The organism is Spirillospora sp. NPDC029432 (assembly GCF_040703975.1).
In the GTDB taxonomy this organism is placed as follows: Bacteria; Actinomycetota; Actinomycetes; order Streptosporangiales; family Streptosporangiaceae; genus Spirillospora.
Map to the genome: position 1 here is coordinate 25,903 of NZ_JBEZWH010000034.1, position 18,791 is coordinate 44,693.

Below are 18,791 nucleotides of genomic sequence, written 5' to 3' on the forward strand. Positions count from 1 at the left end.
CGGCGTTCATAGCGATCCCGCCCGCGGCTAGGGCGGCGGGGCGGTGGATCCGGCGGAGTCCGCGAAGTGGCAGGCGACCGATTGCGGCAGCCCGTCCCGGGGCTCCAGCGCCGGGACGTCCGCCGCGCACGCGTCGGTGGCCATGTAGCAGCGGGTGCGGAACCTGCACCCGCTCGGCGGCGCCGCCGGGGAGGGCACCTCGCCCGTGAGGACGATGCCGCCCGCGGCCGACTCCGGCCGGTCGTGCACGGACGGGGCCGCCGACAGCAGCGCGCGCGTGTAGGGATGCTGCGGGTCGCCGAAGACGTCGGCGGCGGTGCCGTACTCGACGACGGTGCCGAGGTACATGACCGCGACGTCGTGGGAGATGTGCCGGACGACGTCCAGGTCGTGGGAGATGAACAGGTACGCCACGTCCAGCTCGGCCTGCAGGTCGGCGAGCAGGTTGAGGATCTGCGCGCGGACCGACACGTCCAGCGCCGACACCGCCTCGTCGCACACGATGAGCCGGGGCCGCAGCGCGAGCGCCCTGGCGATGGCGACGCGCTGGCACTGCCCGCCCGACAGCTCGTGCAGGCGCCGGCCGCCGTGGTCGGCGCGCAGCCCGACCAGCTCCAGCAGCCGCGCGACCTCGGCGTCCCGGCGGTCGCGGGGGACGATGCCCGGATGCACGCTCCAGCCCTCGGCGATGACGGCGGCGACCGTCATCCGCGGGTTCAGGGAGGTGTAGGGGTCCTGGAACACCATCTGCAGGTCGCGGCTCAGCCGGCGCCGCCGCCGGGGCGGCGCGGCGGCCAGGTCGGCACCGGCGAACTCGATCGTCCCGGCGAACGGCGGCCGCAGCCCCACGATCGCGCGGGCGAGCGTGGACTTGCCGCAGCCGGACTCGCCGACGACGCCGAGCGTGCGGCCGGCCCGCACGGCCAGGTCGATCCCGGCGACGACGGGCACCCGGGTACGCCCGAACCCGTGCCTGCCGGGCCGTTCGTAGCCGGCCTCCAGCCCGCTGACCTTGAGGACGGTCCCGGTGTCCTCGGGCGCGGCGCCGGGTTCGGTGACGGTCATGCGGACTCCTCGGTGAGCACCTGGTCGGAGTGGTGGCAGGCGGTGGCGCGGCCGCCGCCGATCTCGATGAGCGGCGGGTCCTCGGCGCGGCAGAGGTCGGTCGCGAACGGGCAGCGCGGGTGGAAGGCGCAGCCGCCCGGCGGCCGGCGCGGGTCGGGCGGCACGCCGGGGATCGGCTTGAGCCTGCCGCCCGAGTTCCCCTCGCCGGGATCGGCGGCCTCCGGCATCGCCTCCAGGAGCCCGAGCGTGTACGGGTGCGCGGGCCGGGTGTAGACGGCGTCCAGGGGTCCCTGCTCGACGATCCGGCCCGCGTACATGACCGCGATGTCCTGGGCGAGCCGCGCGACGACGCCGAGGTCGTGCGAGACGAGCAGGGTGGCGAGGTCGTCCTCGCGCTGCCGCTGCGCGAGCAGGTCGAGGATCTGCGCCTGGACGGTGACGTCCAGCGCGGTCGTCGGCTCGTCGGCCAGCAGCACCGCCGGTTCGAGCGCCAGCGCCATCGCGATCACGGCGCGCTGCCGCATGCCTCCGGAGAACTCGTGCGGATGGTCGCCGAAGCGCGCCGGGGCGTCCGCGATGCCGACCTCGCGCATCAGCGCGACGGCCCGCTCCCGGGCCTCCCGGCGGCCGAGGCCGAGCCGGCGCCGGAACGGCTCGGCGATCTGCCAGCCGACCGGGAAGCCGGGGTTGAGCGCGGCCATCGGGTCCTGGAACACCATGGCGACCCGGCCACCGCGGGCCTCGCGCCAGCGGCGGGCGGAGAACCCGCCGGTGTCCTCGCCGCCGAGCCGGACCGAGCCGGCGGTGAGTTCGGCGCCGGGCGGCAGCAGCCCGATCAGCGCGAGCGAGGTCAGGCTCTTGCCGCTGCCGGACTCGCCGACCAGCGCGAGCACCCGGCCGCGGCGCAGGGCGAGGGAGATCCCCCGTACGACGGGGGTGACGTGCCGTCCCGAGCGGAAGCCGATGTGGACGTCGCGCAGCTCGGCGGCGGGCTCGCCGGCGGGTCCCGGGGGCGGGGCGGGGGCGGGGTGGGGGGCGGAGATGGTCATGGGTGCCTCTCAGAGCTGGGCCCGCGGGTCGGCCAGGTCGCGGAACGCGTCGCCGACCACGCCGACGGCGGTCACCACGGCGGCCAGCGCGAGCGCGGGCATGGTGGAGATCCACCAGGCGGAGCCGAGGTAGTCGCGGCCCGCCGAGACCGTCGCGCCCCACGACGCGGCGTCCGGCGGGATGCCGAGGCCGAGGAAGCTCAGCGACGCCTCGGCGACCATGGTCAGGCCGATCTGCACGGTCGTCGCGACCAGCAGCGGCTGCCAGCAGTTCGGCAGCACGTGCCGGAACAGGATGCGCAGGTGGCCGGCGCCGAGGACGCGGGCGGAGTCGACGAACTCCAGTTCCCGGGTGGCCAGCGCCGAGGCGCGCACGACGCGGGCGAAGATGACCCAGCGGGTCACCGCCAGGGTGATGACGATGTTGGTGATGCTGGGGCCGAGCACCCCGGCGATCAGGATGGCCAGCAGGATCGACGGGAAGGCGAGCTGGACGTCGCCGATCCGGGACAGCACGGTGTCGGTCCAGCCGCCGAAGTAGCCGGCCGCCAGGCCCGCGACGAGTCCGACTGCGCCGCCGATGACGACGGTGGCGAGCGCGACGACGAGCGAGACGCGGCTGCCGGCCAGGAGCGTCGCGAGCATGTCGCGGCCGACCTGGTCGGTGCCGAGCCAGGCGACGGAGCCGTCGCCGAGCCGTGCGCCCGGTGCCAGCAGGCGGTGCGGCAGGTCGGTCGCGACCGGGTCGTACGGCCGCAGCAGCGGGCCGGCGAGCGCGGCGAGGACGAACAGGGCCAGGACGGCCAGGCCGACCCAGGCGATCGCGGGCAGCCGGCGGCGTCCGGTGCCGCCGGACGCGGTGGCCGGGGCGGGCACCGGAGGGGCGGGGGCGATGGTGCTCATGAGCGGATCCCCTAGGTTTCTCGGGGTCAGGCGTTCTCGGGGGTCACGTGTTCTCGGGGGTCACGTGTTCTCGGGGGTCACGCGTTCTCAGGGGTAAGGCGCGGGTCGAGGGCCACGCACAGGGCGTCGACGAGCAGGTTGAGCGCGATGTAGGAGACGGTGATCGTCACGATGGCGGCCTCCACCACCGCGTAGTCGCGGTTGGTGATGGCGTCGACCATCAGCGACCCGATGCCCGGCCAGGAGAACACCACCTCGACGATGACGGCGTTGGCGATGAAGTTGCCCATCAGCAGCCCGAGGACGGTGACGACGGGCAGGGCGATGTTGCGGGCGACGTGGACGTACATGACGGCGGTCTCGCCGGTGCCCTTGGCGCGCGCCGTGCGGACGTAGTCCTTGGCGCCCTCCTCCAGCGCGCCGTTGCGCACGAGCCGGGCGAGCCAGCCGACGAACGGCAGCGCGAGCGTCACCGAGGGCAGGATCACCGCCAGGGCGCCGCCGCCGGCGGTGCTGGGCAGCCAGTTCAGCGTGCGCGCGAAGATCAGGATCAGCACGATGCCGACCCAGAACGACGGCAGCGCCTGCCCGACCAGCGACCCGGTGGACACCACCAGGTCGGCGATCCGGCCGGGCCGGCGGGCGCAGGCCATGCCGAGCGGGAAGCCGGCCGCGATGGTGATCAGAAGGGCCAGCGCGGCGAGCGCCAGCGTGGCGGGGAACCGGTCCAGCGTCGCGGCCATGGCGCCGCCGCCGAGCCGCCACGAGTCGCCGAAGTCGCCGCGCAGGACCTCGCCCATGTGGGTCAGGTACTGCTGCCAGAGCGGGCGGTCGAGGCCGAAGTCGGCCCGGACCGAGGCGATCTGGTCGGGGGCCGCGTCGGGGCCGAGGATGAGGGTGGCCGGATCGCCGGGCACGACCCGTACGACGACGAACACCAGGCTGATCGCGCCGAGGGCGACGACGACCGCCTGCCCGGCGCGGCGGAGCAGGAACCGGCCCATCAGGGCACCTCCGGGATGGAAGCGCGGACGACGACCTCGGCGGGAAGCAGGATCTGGCCGGGCGGGCCGGCGGCGTCCCGGCCGGTGCCGGGTCCCGCCATCCGTTCGAGGAGCCGGTCCACGGCGGTGGCGCCGACCCGCGCGGCGGGCAGCCGCACGGTGGTCAGCGGGGGCGCGAGGTAGGCGGCGAAGGGGTGGTCGCCGTGGCCGGCCACGGCGACGTCCTCGGGGATCCGCAGCCCGTGCTCGGTGAACGCCCGGTACAGCCCGAGCGCGAAGTAGTCGTTCCCGGCCAGGACGGCGCTCCCGGGGGCCACCCGCCGGGCGAGGTCGCGGCCGATCGCGTAGGAGTCGATCGGGTCCCAGGGCTGCGAGCTGGCCTCGCGGCGCCGCGTGGGAACCCTGATCAGGTGGTCGTCGCCGACCGTGACGCCGTTCTCGGCCAGCACCTCCCGGAACCCGCGGACACGGTCGGCGACCGGGGAGATGTCCAGGTCCTCCTCGACCAGGTACAGGTCGCGGGCGCCCGCGGCGATGAGCACCTCGGTGGCGCGCCGGGCGCTGTCGCGGTAGTCGACGCCGACCAGGTCGGCGTCCAGGCCGGGCAGGTCGCGGTTCACCAGGACGACCGGGGTGCCGGACTTGTCGAGCCGCTCCCAGTGCTCGGTGCCGTGCTGCACCGGGACGGCCAGGACGCCGTCCACGCCCCAGCGCATGAGCTCCTCGACGACCCGCCGCTCGTTGTCGGCGCTGTCCTCGGTGACCATCAGCATGAGCGAGTAGCCGTGCACGCGGCCGCGCTCCTCGATCGCGCTGATCAGCCGGGCGTAGAACGGGTTGGACGGGTTGGTGATGACCAGCCCGATCGTCATCGCGTTCCGCAGCACCAGGGACCGCGCCATCGTGTTCGGCACGTATCCGAGCCGCTCGGCCTCCCGCCGGACCCGCTCGCGGGTCTCGGCGCTCACCGCGTCCTTGCCGGCCAGCGCGCGGGACACGGTGTTGACCGACAGGTCGAGCGCCTCGGCGATGTCGCGCAGGGTGGCCCTGCGGCGTGGCGTCATGGCGTCCTCCGGTGGGTGCCGCGGCCACCGGGGGCGGCCGCGGTCGTCAGAGTGCGGTTCATGGGCATCACCCTCTGCGGACCGCGGACAGGTCCGGCTGGTTGTTCGCGGCCGGCGTGAAGCCGGTGACGCCCGACCCGAGCCCGTACGCGGTGGTGAGCGCGGCCGGGAAGATCCCGACCGCGTCCGACCAGATGGTCCGGCAGGCCTCGGCGTACAGCCGCTCCCGGGCCGCGGTGTCGGCCTCCGCGCCCGCCGCGGCGAGGACCTTGTCGAGCGCGGGGTTCCGGTAGCCCATCCGGTTGGCCTTCGAGGTGTACAGGCGGCCGAGGGTGAACGCGGCGTCACCGGTCGTCACCGTGTTGGTCTGCAGCTCCATGTCCCAGTCGAGCGCGTTGAGGCGCTGGAGCCACTGGGCCTTCTCGACGCTCTGCGGGGCGACCTTCACCCCGATCTCGTCCCAGGCCGAGATCATCGACTGGGCCAGCTCGCGGGCCAGCGGCCCGGTCGCGTCGAACCACATCATCGTGGTGGTGAAGCCGTCCGGGTGGCCCGCGTCCCGCAGCGCCCTGCGGGCGGCGCCGGGGTCGTGGGCGTACGGCGGCTGCTCGGCGTACCCGAACACGGTGGACGGGATCGGCGCGCGCATCCGCTCGGCGCCCGCCCCGAACAGCTTGCCGACGATCTCCTCCAGGTCCAGCGCCTGGACCATCGCGCGCCGCACCCGCGGGTCGGTGAACGGCGCGCGCCCGCAGTTGAACCAGGTCAGGTAGTAGGTCCAGCTCGGCACCGTCTCGACCCGGACGCCGCGCCGCCCGCGGACCTCGCCGAGCTGGTCGGACGGGACCGGCCAGAGCAGGTCCACGTCGCCGTTGCGCAGCGCCGTGATCGCGCTGGAGGTCTCGGCGATGAACGGCATGGAGATGCCCGGCAGCCCGGCGGGGCCGTTCCAGTGGGCGTCGAACCGGGCCAGCTCGACGTTCGTCGAGGGGGTGAACCCGGTGACCCGGAACGGCCCGGAGCCGATCGGCCGGCGCTTCTGGGCCGGGTCGGCGACGAGCCGCGCCGGGACGACGAACAGCAGGGTCAGGTTGACCGGCAGCGTCGCCATCGGCCCGTCGGTCTCGAAGACGACCCGGTGGTCGCCGTCCGCCTTCGCGGCCTTGACCGTCGCCCACAGCGCGCTCTGCGCCGATTTCACGGCCTTGGTGCGGTCGAGGCAGGCCACGACGTCGCGGGCGGTGACCGCTCCCCCGTCGTGGAACCGCGCGCCCCGCCGCAGCTCGAACTCCCAGGTCGTGTCGCCGGTCCGCCGCCACGAGGTGGCCAGGCCCGGGACGAGCCGCTCCCCGTCGCGGCGGACCAGCGTGTCGAACACCAGCCGCTTGACGATCAGCGACGCCTCGTCCACCGCCGTGCCCGCGTTGTACGGGTCCAGGTCGGTGACGGGCTGCCCGAACGCGGCGCGCAGCGACCCGTCCGGCGCGGCCGCGCCCGCCCGGGCGCAGCCGCCGAGCGCGACGGCGGACGCCGCCAGCCCGGCCAGGGCGAGGAACTCGCGCCTCCGCAACTCCATGCCGCCTCCTCTCCGCGCTAGCTCTTCAGCGCCAGGTAGATCATCACGTTGGCGCCCGGGGACTCGGCTCCGGAGTCGGACTCGACCGTGCCCTTCAGCCGCAGCCAGCCGCCGAACTCGCTGGACGTCCAGCTCTCCAGGTCTCCGGTCAGCTCGCGGGCGGGCTCCAGGTCGCACCAGTTCAGCCCGTCGGGGGAGATCTGGGTGGTGACCCGCAGCCGGGTGCCGGGGTCGGTGCGGTCCAGCGTCCGGACGAACCAGCGCGCCTCGGCGGCCCAGGCCGCCTCGTACGGCTCGGTCGCGAACTCGCCCGTCAGGGTGCGGGCGCGTTCGAGTACGGCGGTGAACGACTCGCGCATGTTGGTCAAGCTCCTCACCAGTCCACCGAGATCAGTGCCGAGTCCAGGTACAGGAAGTTGCGCACGTCGGTGTGCGTCCTGACGGAGACGTAGAAGTTGAGCAGGTTGCCCAGCGAGCCGTACTCCTCCTCGTACGGCGGCACCGGCACGTCGCTCATGTCGTACACGACGTCGTTGACCTGCAGCTCCACGTTGGAGCGGGTGCTGGTGTCGATCACCCAGCGGACGTAGTGCCAGTTGACCTTGGTCGGCACCTCGTTGTAGCAGAGCTCCTGCGGGCCGCCGAACGGCTTCCAGTCGTCCGGGTCCGGTGCGGTGAAGTCCGCGGTCGGCGGCAGTTTGAGCTTGCCCTCGAAGTGCTCGCGCGGCGTCGGCTCCGGGACGGTCGGGTACACCCACTCGCGGCGCATCTCGTTGTCGAGGCCGGTGTTCAGGTACCGGGCGACGCAGTGGTAGCGGACGCCGTCGCAGATGTCGGTGGCGATGGTGAACGCGCCGAACTGCTGCTCGGACGGGTGCAGGTTCGCGTCCCATTCGCCGGCGCCGGCCTTGGTCGCGGCCTGGTTCTCCGCCGAGTGCGCCTCGGTCTTGAAGGTCAGGTACGCCTCGAACTGGACCCGGCCGCGGCCCGCCATGGTCAGCCGCCGGATGGCGACGGCGGTGTGGCCGGTGACGGGCCGGGTGGCGACCTTCAGCGCGTAGGTGCCCGACATCGCGCCGTGGGTGCCCACGTCGAAGAAGTCGCAGGAGCTGAGCTGGGGCGGCCGGAAGTCGCGCATGTGGTCGTCGACCGTGGCGAGGTTCCCGTGGCCGTCGTAGTTGCCCAGCAGCTCGATCCAGCCGTGCGTGCCGGTGTTGAACTGGTCGTACGCCAGGATCCGCTTCAGGGGGCTGAATCGGGAGAGCTCCGGGTCGGCCAGGCGCAGCGCGGCGGCGAGGTCGGCGGCCGAAGCGGAGCTCGTGGTGGAGTCGGTGGCGGTCATCGGGCGGGCTCCTCGATCCGTACGTCGGCGTGCACCAGGTTGTGGTCCGAGCGCAGCAGGTCCCACGCCGCGCCGGCCTGCGCGGTCGTCTGCGGGACGAGCGTCCAGCGCCGGACCGGCGTCCCGGCCTTGACGAAGATGTGGTCGATCTTGTCCGCCCCCTTCGGCAGCGGGATCTTGCCGCCGTTGAACGACAGGTACTCGTCGCCGGCCCGCCGCCGCGCGGTCTCGTGGGCGTCGCTGTAGCCGAGGTCGGCGAACGCGTCGTAGGAGCTGGCGCCGTCCTCCTGGGAGGCGGAGTTCATGTCCCCGGCGAACACGACCGGCAGCTTTCGGGTGTAGGCGTTGCCGCGCGTGAGGTACTCGGCCGTGCGGCGCGCGTCGGCGTAGCGCACCTGGTCCCAGTTCTTGGTCCAGCCGTTGGGGTCGGTGGCGCCGTTCTTGCGGTACTCCAGGTGCATGTTGACGACGACGAAGCGCATGCCGGTCCTGCGGTCGCGCAGGGTGTTCCACGTCATCGTCTTGCCGTAGATCTCGGTGGAGTCGGGGAGCCAGAGGAGGTCGTGCGGCAGTTCCCGGCCCCGTTCGTCCAGGTGGGAGAAGCGGCGGGCGTCGTAGTAGGTGTAGCGCCCGGCGCCGGACTTCAGCGGGTAGCCCTGCTCCGGATGGCGGGCACCGGCGTAGTCGGCGGGCGCCTCCCCGTAGCCGCGTGCGCGCATCGCTTCGGTGAGCGGCTTGCGGAACGACTCCACGTCGACGATCGGCTGCGTCGGGGTGGCGTTGTTGCCGATCTCCTGGGTGACCACGACGCCGGCGCGGGCCCTGGCGATGTCGTCCGCCACGGCGGCGGCGCGCCCGTCCGCCCACGGCGGCAGCTTGGTGGCGCAGTCGCGGCCGATGGTCGCCTCGCAGATCTCCTTGGTCGGCAGGCAGCCGTGCCCGCAGACGTTGTACGTGGCGACCCGCAGGTCGAGCTTGTGCGCGGGCCGGCCGGCGGGCGCCGGGGAGGCGGACGCGGGTGGAGCGGGCACGGCCAGCGCGGCGGCGCAGGCGGCCGCGGCCAGCGTGCCCGCCAGGCGGGCGGGGGGACGGAACGTCCTCATGCTTCGGGAGGCCTTTCGGTGTAGGCTTCGTCACATTAACGTTAACGTGATCGCTCACACACCATGGATCGGCCGCCACTCCACTGTCAAGAGCCGAATAGAAGGCGACCCGCCCGCCCGGCCGAAGGGCCGGACGGGCGGGTCGGCGCGCGCGTCGCCGCGCTCAGCGCATGGTCCGCGGCGCTAGCCGACCGCCACCGCCTCCGGACGCGCGGCGGCCGGATCGGCGCGGCGGGCCAGGAGCGAGCCGAGGATCTCCCCGGCCCGGACGGCACCGTTGGACAGCAGCGACGAGGTGATGCCGTGCGTGTGCTCGGTGCCGCCCTGGAGATAGACCCCCGCGCGCACTCCCGGAACCGTCCTGATCCGGTAGTCGCGCTCCACCCGGACCCGGCCCCGCTCGTCGCGCTCGCACAGCCCGGCCGCCGGGCCGAGCAGGCCCAGGACGTCGTACGGCCGGTAGCCGGTAGCGCAGACCACGACGCCCGAGTCCAGCTCGTGCCGCTCGCCCGTGGGCAGGAACTCGTACGCCGTCCGGACCCCGTCCGGGGTCTCGCGGACGTCCAGCACCCGGCAGGCGTTGAGGATCCGCAGCCGTTCCCGGCCCAGCACCTTCTCCTGGTACGAGCGGCGGTACAGCTCCTCGATCAGGTCCAGGTCGACGACGGAGTAGTTGGTGCCCCGGTGGTAGTCCAGCAGCCGCTCCTTCACCTCCTCGGGCGCGCCGTGGAAGTCGTCGACCGCCGCCGGGTCGAAGATCCGGTTGGCGAACGGGCTGTCGTCGGCCGGGCTGTAGCCGTACCGGGCGAAGATCGCGCACACTTCGGCGTCCGGATACGTCCGGTGCAGGTGGTCGGCGACCTCGGCCGCGCTCTGGCCGGCGCCGATCACCGTCCAGCGGGCGGGCGGCGGGCCCTCCATCCCGGCGAGCCGGGTGAGGAGGTCGCGGTTGTGCCAGACCCGCCCGGACGCCTCGACGCCCTCGGGCAGGGAGGGCTGGAGCCCGCCGCCGACGACCAGGTCGCGGGCGCGCAGGACCCGTTCGGCGCCCGAGGCGTCGCGGACGGTCACCGCGAACCCGGTGACGCCGCCCTCGCCGTCCTCGACGGGGGCGGCGGACACGGCCTCGGTGCCGTACCGCACGAAATGCTCGACCCGGGCGGCGGCCCACGACAGGTAGTCGTGGAACTCCACCCGGGTCGGGAAGAACGTCTTGTGGTTGATGAAGTCGACCAGGCGCCCCTTCTCCTTCAGGTAGGAGAGGAAGGTGAAGCCGCTGGCCGGGTCCCGCAGCGTGACCAGGTCCTTCAGGAACGACACCTGCATGGTCGCGCCCTCGATCAGCATCCCCCGGTGCCAGCCGAACCCGGGCTGGCGCTCCACGAAGGCCGCGGTCAGCCGGTCGGCGGGGGCGGCCCGCGCGTTGTGCTCCTCCAGCGCGACGGCCAGGGCGAGGTTGGCCGGGCCGAAGCCCACGCCCACGATGTCGTACGGTCGGTCACCCGGCTGGGACACGGGGGAGCTCCTTCTTAGGTAAGGCTAAGCTAACACTCCCCACCTAAGCACCGGGTGATCAGGACGGTCAACGCCGGACGCCCCGGCGATCGGGTGATCGCCGGGGCGTCCGCGGGTCGTTCCGGGGCGCGGGCCGGGCCCGCGCCGGGCCCGGGTCAGGAGCCGAAGGGCTGCGGCTTGCCGCGGTTGCCCTTGCCCTTGCCCCACTCCAGGACCTCGTACTTGAGGCCGTTGATGTGGCCCTCGCCGGTACCGGCGTTGTACTTGCTCTTCGGCTTCTTGCCGTCCAGCAGGTACCGGAAGGTGTAGGTGTCGAGGTCGAGCATCACGCCCCTGTGAGAAGGCTCACCCGGGCCGCGGTCGCCCACGAAGCCGGTGACGCTGCGGCCGTTGGCGCTCACCTTCACCTTGGTGTGCATGGGCCAGCTCGGGCTGGCGAACAGGCCCTTCTGCATCGGCTTGCCGCCGGCGGGGGCGCCGGTGTCGCCGTTGACGCCCGAGCCGTCGTCCCAGAAGTAGGAGGCCTTCGTCTTGCCGGTCAGGAGGGCCTTCTTCTCGACCTTCTTCCGCGCCGGCTCGTCGGCGTCCTTCGCGGCCGGCTTGCGGGCCGCCTCGGCCAGGCTGCGGGTCTTGGCCGAGTCGTTCTTCTCCGTGGAGTCCTGCTGCGCCATCGGCGTCTGCGACGGCGTCTTCTGCTGCTGAGCGGAGTCATCACCGCTGGCGGCGGCCACACCGGCCACCAGCATGCCTGCCAGGCAGGTACCGGTCACACCGGTCAGGGCAACGTTGAGCGCTCGCTTCTGCATGAAAGTCCTTTATTCGGCGGTCAGGGATGCCGTCTCGCGCAGGGACAGGGGGAGTCCCGTTGGCGCGCGGAAACGGTCCCGAGGCTCGAAGCTCGGGAAGAAGCCGTCGCGGGGCGCCCCGCAGCGAGTAGGGCCCGCGTACATGGCGGACCGCCGTCCGGGTACGGCACGCGACCGTCTGAGCGGGCACGCGCGGAACGCGAACGTTATCTGCGGGAGATATGCCGAACCGGGGGCTCATGGGCCCGTCCGGATGGCCGCTGCATGGGGGCGGCCTGGACTCGGCGAAAGAAGGCCCCGCCTGGCGGGCGGGAGGGCGACGACTATGCGATTGGCCAGGTCAACGGTGCTTTGACCCCGACCTGGCGTCGAGTATATGCGCCATTACCACGATTTGGGCAAACCACACATTTCTTTACCTTTGGGGAGGTAGATCTTCTATGTCGTGGTGCCCGGGAGGTGTAACCAGCGGGTCCGTCCGAGGATTCCCGGATCGTCCTGCCCGATCGGTACGGGCTTTGCGGATCCCTGTGGAACGATGACCCGCATGACCGATCCCGCCGGCCTCCGCACGGCCGACGACGACCTCCTCCCCCCGTCCGACTGGGGCTCCCGTGGCCCCGCCGCCCCCGGCACCCGCGCCGCCTGGGGCTTCGCCCTGCTGGCCGCCGCGCTGGTCGCGGGCCGGATCTTCGCGGCCCCGCTGATCGACGCCCGCGCGCTGGACGCCTGGACGACGATCTTCGTGGCGATCTGCGTCCAGGCGCTGCCCTTCCTGGTGTTCGGGGTCGCGCTGTCGGCCGCGATCACCGCGTTCGTGCCGCCCTCGTTCTGGAACCGGGTGCTCCCCCGCCGGCCCGGCGCCGCCGTCCCGGTCGCGGGCGCGATGGGCGCCGTGCTGCCGGGCTGCGAGTGCGCCTCGGTCCCGGTGGCCGGCGGCCTGATGGCGCGCGGGGTCGCGCCCGCCGCCGCGCTGACCTTCCTGCTGGCCGCCCCGGCGATCAACCCGATCGTGCTGATCGCCACCGCCGTCGCGTTCCCCGGCTCGCCGGAGATGGTGCTCGGCCGGTTCGCCGCCTCCCTGATCGTGGCGGTGCTGGCGGGCTGGGCCTGGCTGCTGTTCGGCAAGGGCGAGTGGATCAGGATCCCGTCCCGGCCGGCCGCCGGGACCGGCGCGGGCGCGCGCTGGGAGGCGTTCCGCCAGGCCATGCGGCACGACATCATGCACGCGGGCGGCTTCCTGGTCGTCGGCGGCATGGCGGCCGCCACGATCAACGTGGCCGTCCCCGCCGACGCGGTGAACGGCGTCGCCGGGATCCCGTGGGCCTCCATCCTGGTCCTGTCGGTGCTGGCCGTGCTGATGTCGATCTGCTCGGAGGCGGACGCGTTCGTGGCCGCCAGCCTCAGCCAGTTCTCCCCCACCGCCAAGCTGGCGTTCCTGGTGGTGGGCCCGATGGTCGACCTCAAGCTGATCGCGCTGCAGACCGGCTTCTTCGGCCGCCGGTTCGCGATCCGCTTCATCCCGCTGACGTTCGCCCTCGCCGTGACGGTGAGCACGATCACAGGAATGATGCTGCTGTGACGAAGGCCGCCCAGAACCTGCTGCTGATCGTGATCGGTGCCGCCGTGCTCTGGATCACCCTCGGCACCGACGAGTACCTCAACTACGTCAAGCCCGGATTCCGCTACCTGCTGGTCGCGGCCGCCGCGGTCCTGGTCGCCCTGGGCGCCGCCGGGCTGCGCGGCGAGTGGCGGGCCCGGCCGGACGACGGACACGGACACGGACACGAGCACCAGCACGCGCCCTGCGACGCGGAGGGGGACGGGCACGGGCATGACCACGGTGGCCGCGGGCCCCGCGTCGCGTGGCTGATGTGCCTGCCCGTACTGGCGATCTTCGTGGTGGCGCCGCCGGCGCTCGGCTCGTACACCGCGGGGCGCGACACCGGCCGCCAGGCGCAGCCGCCCGCCGCGCCGGCCCAGGGCTACGGGCCCCTCCCTCAGAACGGTGCGCCGGTGGCGATGACCATGGGCGAGTTCATCGGGCGCTCGTACGAGGCGCAGACCGGGCAGTCGCCGTACCTCCAGAACGTGCAGGTCCAGCTGACCGGCTTCGTGACCCCCCGCGCCGACGGCCCCGGCTGGCAGGTGACCCGGCTCAAGATGGCCTGCTGCGCCGGTGACGCGGTGCCGTTCCCGGTGGTGGTGCACGGCCTGGAGCGGCCTCCCGCCGACACCTGGGTCCGCGTGGTGGGCACCTGGCGCCCGCCGCGGGGCCGCGCCGTCTCCGGCCTGCACGAGCTGCAGGGCCGGTCGGTCACCAAGATCAAGAAGCCGAGGAACCCGTACGAATGACCGGCGGCACGGCAGGGCCCGCGGCCGGCGGGCGGGCGCTCGTGCTCGGCGGGGGCGGGATCACCGGGATCGCCTGGGAGTGGGGGATCCTGGCCGGGCTCGCCGAGGCCGGGCTCGATCCGGGCGCGGCCGACCTGGTCGTCGGGACGTCGGCGGGCTCGATCGTCGGCGCCCAGGTGGCCTCGGGCATCGAACCCGAGGTGCGCTTCCGGGCGCAGCTGGCCGGCGCCGGGGACGAGATCCCCGCCCGGGTGGGCCGGTCCGTGGTGGCGCGCTGGGCGTGGGCGGCCGTGCGCTCGCGCACGCCCGAAGGGCTCGGGGCGCGGATCGGGCGGCAGGCGCTGGCTGCCCGGACGGTCCCCGAGGCCGAGCGGCGGGCCGTGATCGAGTCGCGCCTGCCGATCCGGGAGTGGCCAGGCCGGCCGCTGCGGATCACCGCCGTGGACGCGCTCACGGGGGCGTTCACCGTGTTCGACCGCGAGGCCGGGGTGCCGCTGGTGGACGCCGTGGGCGCCAGCTGCGCCGTTCCCGGCGTCTGGCCGCCGGTGACGATCGGCGGCCGCCGCTACGTCGACGGCGGGCTGCGGTCGGCCGCCAACGCCGATCTGGCCGCCGGGCACCGCGCCGTGCTCGTCCTGGCGCCCACGACGGCGGGGTTCGGCCCGATGGCGAGCGTGGGGCGGCAGGTGGCCGCGCTGCGACGCGCGGGCTCCCGGGTGGTCGTGGTCTCGCCGGGCCGCGCGGAACGGGAGGCGTTCGGCGGCAACTCGCTGGACCCCGCGGGCCGCGCCCCGGCGGCGCGCGCCGGGCGGGCCCAGGCGCCGTCGGTGGCCGAGGCCGTGCGGGCCGTCTGGGAGGACGCGTGAGCCGAGGCACCCGGTGTCGCGCTGGAGATCACGATCGGGCCGGCGTCGCCGTCCCGGTCTCCCCCGGCCGGCCGCGAGATCTCGCGCCGCCGCTCGCCGAGGCGAGGGGCATCACCGTCGAGGCGTTCGGCCGCCCGCCCGGCTGAGGCGCGGTGCCCGGCCCGCGCGGGGCCGGGAGATCGCGTCAGCGCAGCGGGAAGGCGGTGGGGAGCAGGCCGGGGCCGCCGGCCGCGGGCATCGGCGCCGCGGGGAAGCCCGTCGCCGTCACCGGAACCGAGGGGTGCCGCTGGGGCGGCACCGCCATCGCGGTGTCCGGGGGCGGTGGTACGTGGGTACCGTCGGCGCGCCGCGGTTCGGGGAACTGCTGGGCCTGCCGGCCGCGCCGCTCCTCCAGCACCGCCATCACGGCGCGCGCGGTCTCCTCGTCCATCTTCATCAGGACGGCGGGCCGCCCCGAGGGATCGACGAACGGCGAGACCGACGGTGCGGAGACCTGCTGCGGCAGTGTCTGCCGCAGCTCCTCGCGCAGGTCGTGGGCAAGCCGCAGCGCCTGTCGGTCGCTGTCACTCAAGTGTGCGTTCATCGCGATCTCCGGGGAGTTCACGTGCGGGGGTCCGGGAGCAATCCTGCTAGGTATGTCGTGCATGTGCAAGGGCCGATGCACGTGCAGGATAACGAAAAGTGTCTCATTCGAGCCTTGCGGGACACGTGTGGAAGCACTGACGCCAGGGCGTTCCCGCACCCTCCGCAAGCCCCTGACCGGCGCGGACGGCGGCCCCGCCGGAGCGCCCTCACAGCACCTCCCCGGAGCCGTGAGCCGGCCGCCAAGTTTTTCCAGAACTTCATTCGGGTACGGGTGCACGGCCACGGACCGTACGGCGGCCGCTACGGAACGGCCCGAAGCCGATCACGAAGTGATCGCGGGCGCTTGCGTTCGGTGACGGCGCCTCTCGCGGGCGGCCGCGCGGACGGCTCCTCTACTGTGTGGCCGTGACGACCGACACCCTCACCCTCCGGGCCCTGAACCGGGCGACGCTGGCCCGCCAGATGCTCCTCGCGCGCGAGGAGATCTCCGTCACAGAGGCGGTCGGCCGCCTCTGCGGGATGCAGGCGCAGGAGCCGCGGCCGCCGTTCCTGGGGCTCTGGACGCGGCTCGGCGGGTTCGCCGCCGCGGACCTCCGCGCGGCCCTGGACGGCGGCGCCGTCGTCCGGGCGACGATGATGCGCGGAACGCTCCATCTCATGACGGCCGCCGACTACCTCTCGTTCCGTACGGCGATCCAGCCCGTACTGGACGCGGGACTGAAGGTGCTGGGCGCGCGCGCCGAGGGCATGGACCGGGACGCCGTCCTCCCGGTGGCCCGGCGCCTGCTGGAGGAGTCGCCGCGCACGTTCAACGAGACGCGCGCGCTCCTCCAGGCCGAGTTCCCGGACGTGAACGAGCGCGCGCTCGGCTTCGCCGTCCGGATGTGCCTGCCCCTGATCATGGTGCCCACCGCGGACCGCTGGGGCTTCCCGCGCAGCGCCCGGTTCGCCCTGGCGGAGAGCCGGCTGGGCGAGGCGCCCTCGGACACCCCCGCGGTGGACGAGCTCGTCCTGCGCTATCTGGCGGCCTTCGGCCCCGCCTCCGCCGCCGACGCGCAGGCCTGGTCCGGGCTGCCCGCCCTCGGCGAGGTCCTGGAGCGCCTGCGGCCGCGGCTGCGCGCGTTCACCGGCGAGCGGGGCCGCGAGCTGTTCGACCTCCCGGACGCCCCCAGGCCGGACGCGGACACGCCGGCGCCCGCGCGGTTCCTGCCCGAGTTCGACAACCTCGTGCTGGCCCACGCGGACCGCACGCGCGTCATCTCCGAGGCGCACCGGCCCGGCCTCACGACCAAGAACCTGCGCGTGCGCGCCACGTTCCTCTGGGACGGCTTCGCCCGCGGCACGTGGGAGCTGGAGCGCAAGCGGAAGACCGCGACGCTGCGCCTGCGCCCGTTCGAGCCGCTGCCGCGCGGCGCGCTGGAGGAGCTGGCGGCCGAGGCCGAGTCGCTCGTCGCGTTCGCCGAGCCGGAGGCGTCCGACCTCCAGGTGGTCTCCGAGCCCTGACGGGCCCGGCCCGGACGGGCGCGGGCGGGCGCGGCTCAGGCGATGGTGCGGCCGAGGCCCTCCCAGTACGGCGCGCGCAGGTCCTTCTTGAGGATCTTGCCGCTCGGGTTGCGCGGCAGCGCCTCGACGAAGTCCACCGAGCGCGGCCGCTTGAAGCCCGCGAGCCGCTCCCGCGCGTAGGAGAGGACCTCGTCCGCGCTCAGCGACGCGCCCTCGGCGAGGACCACGACCGCCTTCACGGTCTCGCCCCACCGCTCGTCCGGAACGCCGATCACGGCCACGTCGGCGATGCCCGGATGGCCGGCCAGCACCTCCTCGACCTCGATCGGGTACACGTTCTCCGCCCCGGTGACGATCATGTCCTTGATCCGGTCGGTGAGGAACAGGTAGCCCTCGGCGTCGACGTGCCCCGCGTCGCCCGTGCGGATCCAGCCGTCCCCGGCCAGCAGCCGCTCCGTCTCGGCGGGCCGCTTCCAGTAGCCGGGCGTGGTCTGCGAGGACCGGATCAGCACCTCGCCCGTCTCCCCCGGCGCCCGCTCGGCCCCCGTCGCCGGATCGGCGATCCTGATCTCCACCCAGTCGTACGGCCGCCCCGCCGAGCGCATCAGATGGCGGCGCGGGCCCGCCGGGTCGTGGTCCTCGGGCTCCAGCTGCACGATCGCCCCGGTCGTCTCCGTCATCCCGTACAGCTGGAACAGCGGCGCCCGGAACGTCTCCAGCGCGCGGCGCAGCACCTCGGAGGTGATCGGCGACGCGCCGTACGTGATCGCCCGCAGCGCCGAGAAGTCGCGCTCCGCCGCGCCCGGCACCTGGCACATGAACTGCAGCACCGCCGGGACGATGAACGCGTTGGTGATCCGCTCGCGCTCGAACGTGTCCACCAGCGCGGCCGGGTCGATGTCGCGCACCAGCACCTGCCGGCACCCCGCGTACAGCCCGGCCAGCGCCCAGCCGGTCCCGCCGATGTGGAACAGCGGCATCGGGACCAGGCTCACCGCCGACCCGTCCAGCCGCCAGCGCGGCGCCATCCGCTCGCCGATGGCGAAGTTGGTGTTGCTGAGCTGGACGCCCTTCGGCGTCCCGGTCGTCCCGGACGTGTAGAGCTGCACCACTATGTCGTCCGGCCGGCCGGTGTAGCCGGGGTCGTCCGGGGCGTGGGCCGCCAGCCAGTTCTCGTACGGCTCGCCGGTCACGACGACCTCGCCGGGCAGGACGGCGGCCAGGTCGGCGAACTCGGCGTCCACCACGGTCAGCGGCGCCTCGGCGTCGGCGACGATCGCGGCGATCTCGCCGGGCGTCAGCCGCCAGTTGACCGGGGTCGCCACCGCGCCGATCTTCGCGGCGCCGAAGAGGAGGTCGAAGAACTCGGGGGCGTTCTTGCCCACGTACCCGGCGCGCGAGCCCGGGCCGAGCCCCGCGGCCAGCAGCGCCCGGGCCGCCCGGCTGGAGCGGTCGTGCAGTTCGGCGTACGTCACCGTCCGGCCGTCCCCGGTCACGGCGGGCGCCCCGGGGCGCTCGCGGGCGTGGTCACGGACGATCGACACCACCCGGTAGTCCAACTCCGCCTCCTCCGAATCACATTCGGTAACGGCAGGTAACCCTAGCCGCCGACCTGCGCGTCCCGTAAGAGGAGCCGTGCGCCCATCACCGTACGGACGTGCCCGACTCCGAATAGTGATCAATCCGATACCTCCGTCGATTGAAAGATCCACAAAAGCGTCGCAAGCTTTCCTGCACACCTGAAAGCCCCGCGACCCCACCCCCTATCGCCGACAGGACGCGACCCATGTTCGAGATCTGGGAGACGAGCGAACCCGCCCGCCTCATCAGCGACGCCGGCAGCCTGAAGGTCGCGCTCGAGAAGGTGGACACGATGTGCCGGCTGCGCCACGACCAGGCCGTCGCGCACATCGGCGAGGCCGCGGCGGGCGGCTACCACTTCGAGATCCGCGACCGGGACGGCCGGGCGCTGGCCCGGCTGACCTACGTCCCCGACACCTCCCGCGACTTCCAGAGCGTCGTCGTCGAGGAACTGCACGGGGACGCCTGACGAAC

The 18,791-nt window shown here is 73.7% G+C and carries 18 protein-coding genes; 5 read left to right on the plus strand and 13 right to left on the minus strand.

All coding sequences use genetic code 11. From position 1 onward, the window contains the following. Window positions 1-27: 27 nt before the first annotated feature. The 11 genes from AB0881_RS24840 to AB0881_RS24890 form a co-directional block, all read right to left on the minus strand. Complete coding sequence (locus AB0881_RS24840) at window positions 28-1,065, minus strand: oligopeptide/dipeptide ABC transporter ATP-binding protein (RefSeq protein WP_366620355.1); 1,038 nt, start codon at window positions 1,063-1,065, stop codon at window positions 28-30. Beyond that, window positions 1,062-2,114: an ABC transporter ATP-binding protein gene (locus AB0881_RS24845; protein WP_366620357.1), complete on the minus strand. Its 1,053-nt coding sequence runs from the start codon at window positions 2,112-2,114 to the stop codon at window positions 1,062-1,064. The genes AB0881_RS24840 and AB0881_RS24845 overlap by 4 nt, the downstream gene beginning before the upstream one ends. Window positions 2,115-2,123: 9 nt before the next feature. Further along, the gene (locus tag AB0881_RS24850; protein ID WP_366620359.1) at window positions 2,124-3,017 is read right to left on the minus strand and encodes an ABC transporter permease; all 894 of its coding nucleotides are present in this window, start codon (window positions 3,015-3,017) and stop codon (window positions 2,124-2,126) included. Window positions 3,018-3,094: 77 nt separating this feature from the next. Then, window positions 3,095-4,021: an ABC transporter permease gene (locus AB0881_RS24855; RefSeq protein ID WP_366620361.1), complete on the minus strand. Its 927-nt coding sequence runs from the start codon at window positions 4,019-4,021 to the stop codon at window positions 3,095-3,097. Continuing rightward, entirely contained in the window at window positions 4,021-5,085 is a 1,065-nt protein-coding gene (locus AB0881_RS24860) for a LacI family DNA-binding transcriptional regulator (protein WP_366620363.1), read from the minus strand. Before AB0881_RS24860 ends, AB0881_RS24855 begins: the two co-directional genes overlap by 1 nt. A 67-nt stretch (window positions 5,086-5,152) precedes the next feature. Further along, on the minus strand, window positions 5,153-6,661 hold the full coding sequence (locus AB0881_RS24865) for an ABC transporter substrate-binding protein (protein WP_366620365.1): 1,509 nt from the start codon (window positions 6,659-6,661) through the stop codon (window positions 5,153-5,155). A gap of 17 nt (window positions 6,662-6,678) precedes the next feature. Continuing rightward, complete coding sequence (locus AB0881_RS24870) at window positions 6,679-7,038, minus strand: hypothetical protein (RefSeq protein ID WP_366620367.1); 360 nt, start codon at window positions 7,036-7,038, stop codon at window positions 6,679-6,681. Further along, window positions 7,035-8,003 (minus strand): DUF6772 family protein, encoded by a 969-nt coding sequence (locus AB0881_RS24875; protein WP_366620368.1) that lies wholly within the window; start codon window positions 8,001-8,003, stop codon window positions 7,035-7,037. Before AB0881_RS24875 ends, AB0881_RS24870 begins: the two co-directional genes overlap by 4 nt. Further along, window positions 8,000-9,106 (minus strand): endonuclease/exonuclease/phosphatase family protein, encoded by a 1,107-nt coding sequence (locus tag AB0881_RS24880; protein WP_366620370.1) that lies wholly within the window; start codon window positions 9,104-9,106, stop codon window positions 8,000-8,002. Before AB0881_RS24880 ends, AB0881_RS24875 begins: the two co-directional genes overlap by 4 nt. Window positions 9,107-9,289: 183 nt before the next feature. After that, the gene (locus AB0881_RS24885; protein ID WP_366620372.1) at window positions 9,290-10,621 is read right to left on the minus strand and encodes a lysine N(6)-hydroxylase/L-ornithine N(5)-oxygenase family protein; all 1,332 of its coding nucleotides are present in this window, start codon (window positions 10,619-10,621) and stop codon (window positions 9,290-9,292) included. A gap of 155 nt (window positions 10,622-10,776) precedes the next feature. Further along, window positions 10,777-11,427 carry a hypothetical protein gene (locus AB0881_RS24890; protein ID WP_366620374.1) on the minus strand — a complete coding sequence of 217 codons (651 nt, stop codon included), beginning with the start codon at window positions 11,425-11,427 and terminating at the stop codon, window positions 10,777-10,779. Window positions 11,428-11,965: 538 nt separating this feature from the next. On the opposite strand from AB0881_RS24890, the gene AB0881_RS24895 reads away from it, so the two are divergent. Genes AB0881_RS24895 through AB0881_RS24905 form a run of 3 tightly spaced genes read left to right on the plus strand, consistent with a single transcriptional unit; the run spans window position 11,966 to window position 14,648 of the window. Continuing rightward, complete coding sequence (locus AB0881_RS24895; protein WP_366620376.1) at window positions 11,966-13,009, plus strand: permease; 1,044 nt, start codon at window positions 11,966-11,968, stop codon at window positions 13,007-13,009. Beyond that, the gene (locus tag AB0881_RS24900; RefSeq protein WP_366620378.1) at window positions 13,006-13,782 is read left to right on the plus strand and encodes a TIGR03943 family protein; all 777 of its coding nucleotides are present in this window, start codon (window positions 13,006-13,008) and stop codon (window positions 13,780-13,782) included. Before AB0881_RS24895 ends, AB0881_RS24900 begins: the two co-directional genes overlap by 4 nt. Beyond that, entirely contained in the window at window positions 13,779-14,648 is an 870-nt protein-coding gene (locus AB0881_RS24905) for a patatin-like phospholipase family protein (protein ID WP_366620380.1), read from the plus strand. Before AB0881_RS24900 ends, AB0881_RS24905 begins: the two co-directional genes overlap by 4 nt. Before the next feature lie 184 nt (window positions 14,649-14,832). On the opposite strand, the gene AB0881_RS24910 is transcribed toward AB0881_RS24905, so the two are convergent. Then, a complete protein-coding gene (locus AB0881_RS24910; protein ID WP_366620381.1) occupies window positions 14,833-15,219 on the minus strand; it encodes a hypothetical protein in 387 nt (128 codons plus the stop codon). 419 nt (window positions 15,220-15,638) lie between these two features. Between AB0881_RS24910 and AB0881_RS24915 the strand changes: the two genes are divergently transcribed. Next, a complete protein-coding gene (locus AB0881_RS24915) occupies window positions 15,639-16,736 on the plus strand; it encodes a winged helix DNA-binding domain-containing protein (RefSeq protein WP_366620383.1) in 1,098 nt (365 codons plus the stop codon). 35 nt (window positions 16,737-16,771) lie between these two features. On the opposite strand, the gene AB0881_RS24920 is transcribed toward AB0881_RS24915, so the two are convergent. Continuing rightward, on the minus strand, window positions 16,772-18,295 hold the full coding sequence (locus AB0881_RS24920; RefSeq protein ID WP_366620385.1) for a long-chain-fatty-acid--CoA ligase: 1,524 nt from the start codon (window positions 18,293-18,295) through the stop codon (window positions 16,772-16,774). 227 nt (window positions 18,296-18,522) lie between these two features. Between AB0881_RS24920 and AB0881_RS24925 the strand changes: the two genes are divergently transcribed. After that, window positions 18,523-18,786 (plus strand): hypothetical protein, encoded by a 264-nt coding sequence (locus AB0881_RS24925; protein WP_366620387.1) that lies wholly within the window; start codon window positions 18,523-18,525, stop codon window positions 18,784-18,786. The last annotated feature ends 5 nt before the right edge of the window (window positions 18,787-18,791 follow it).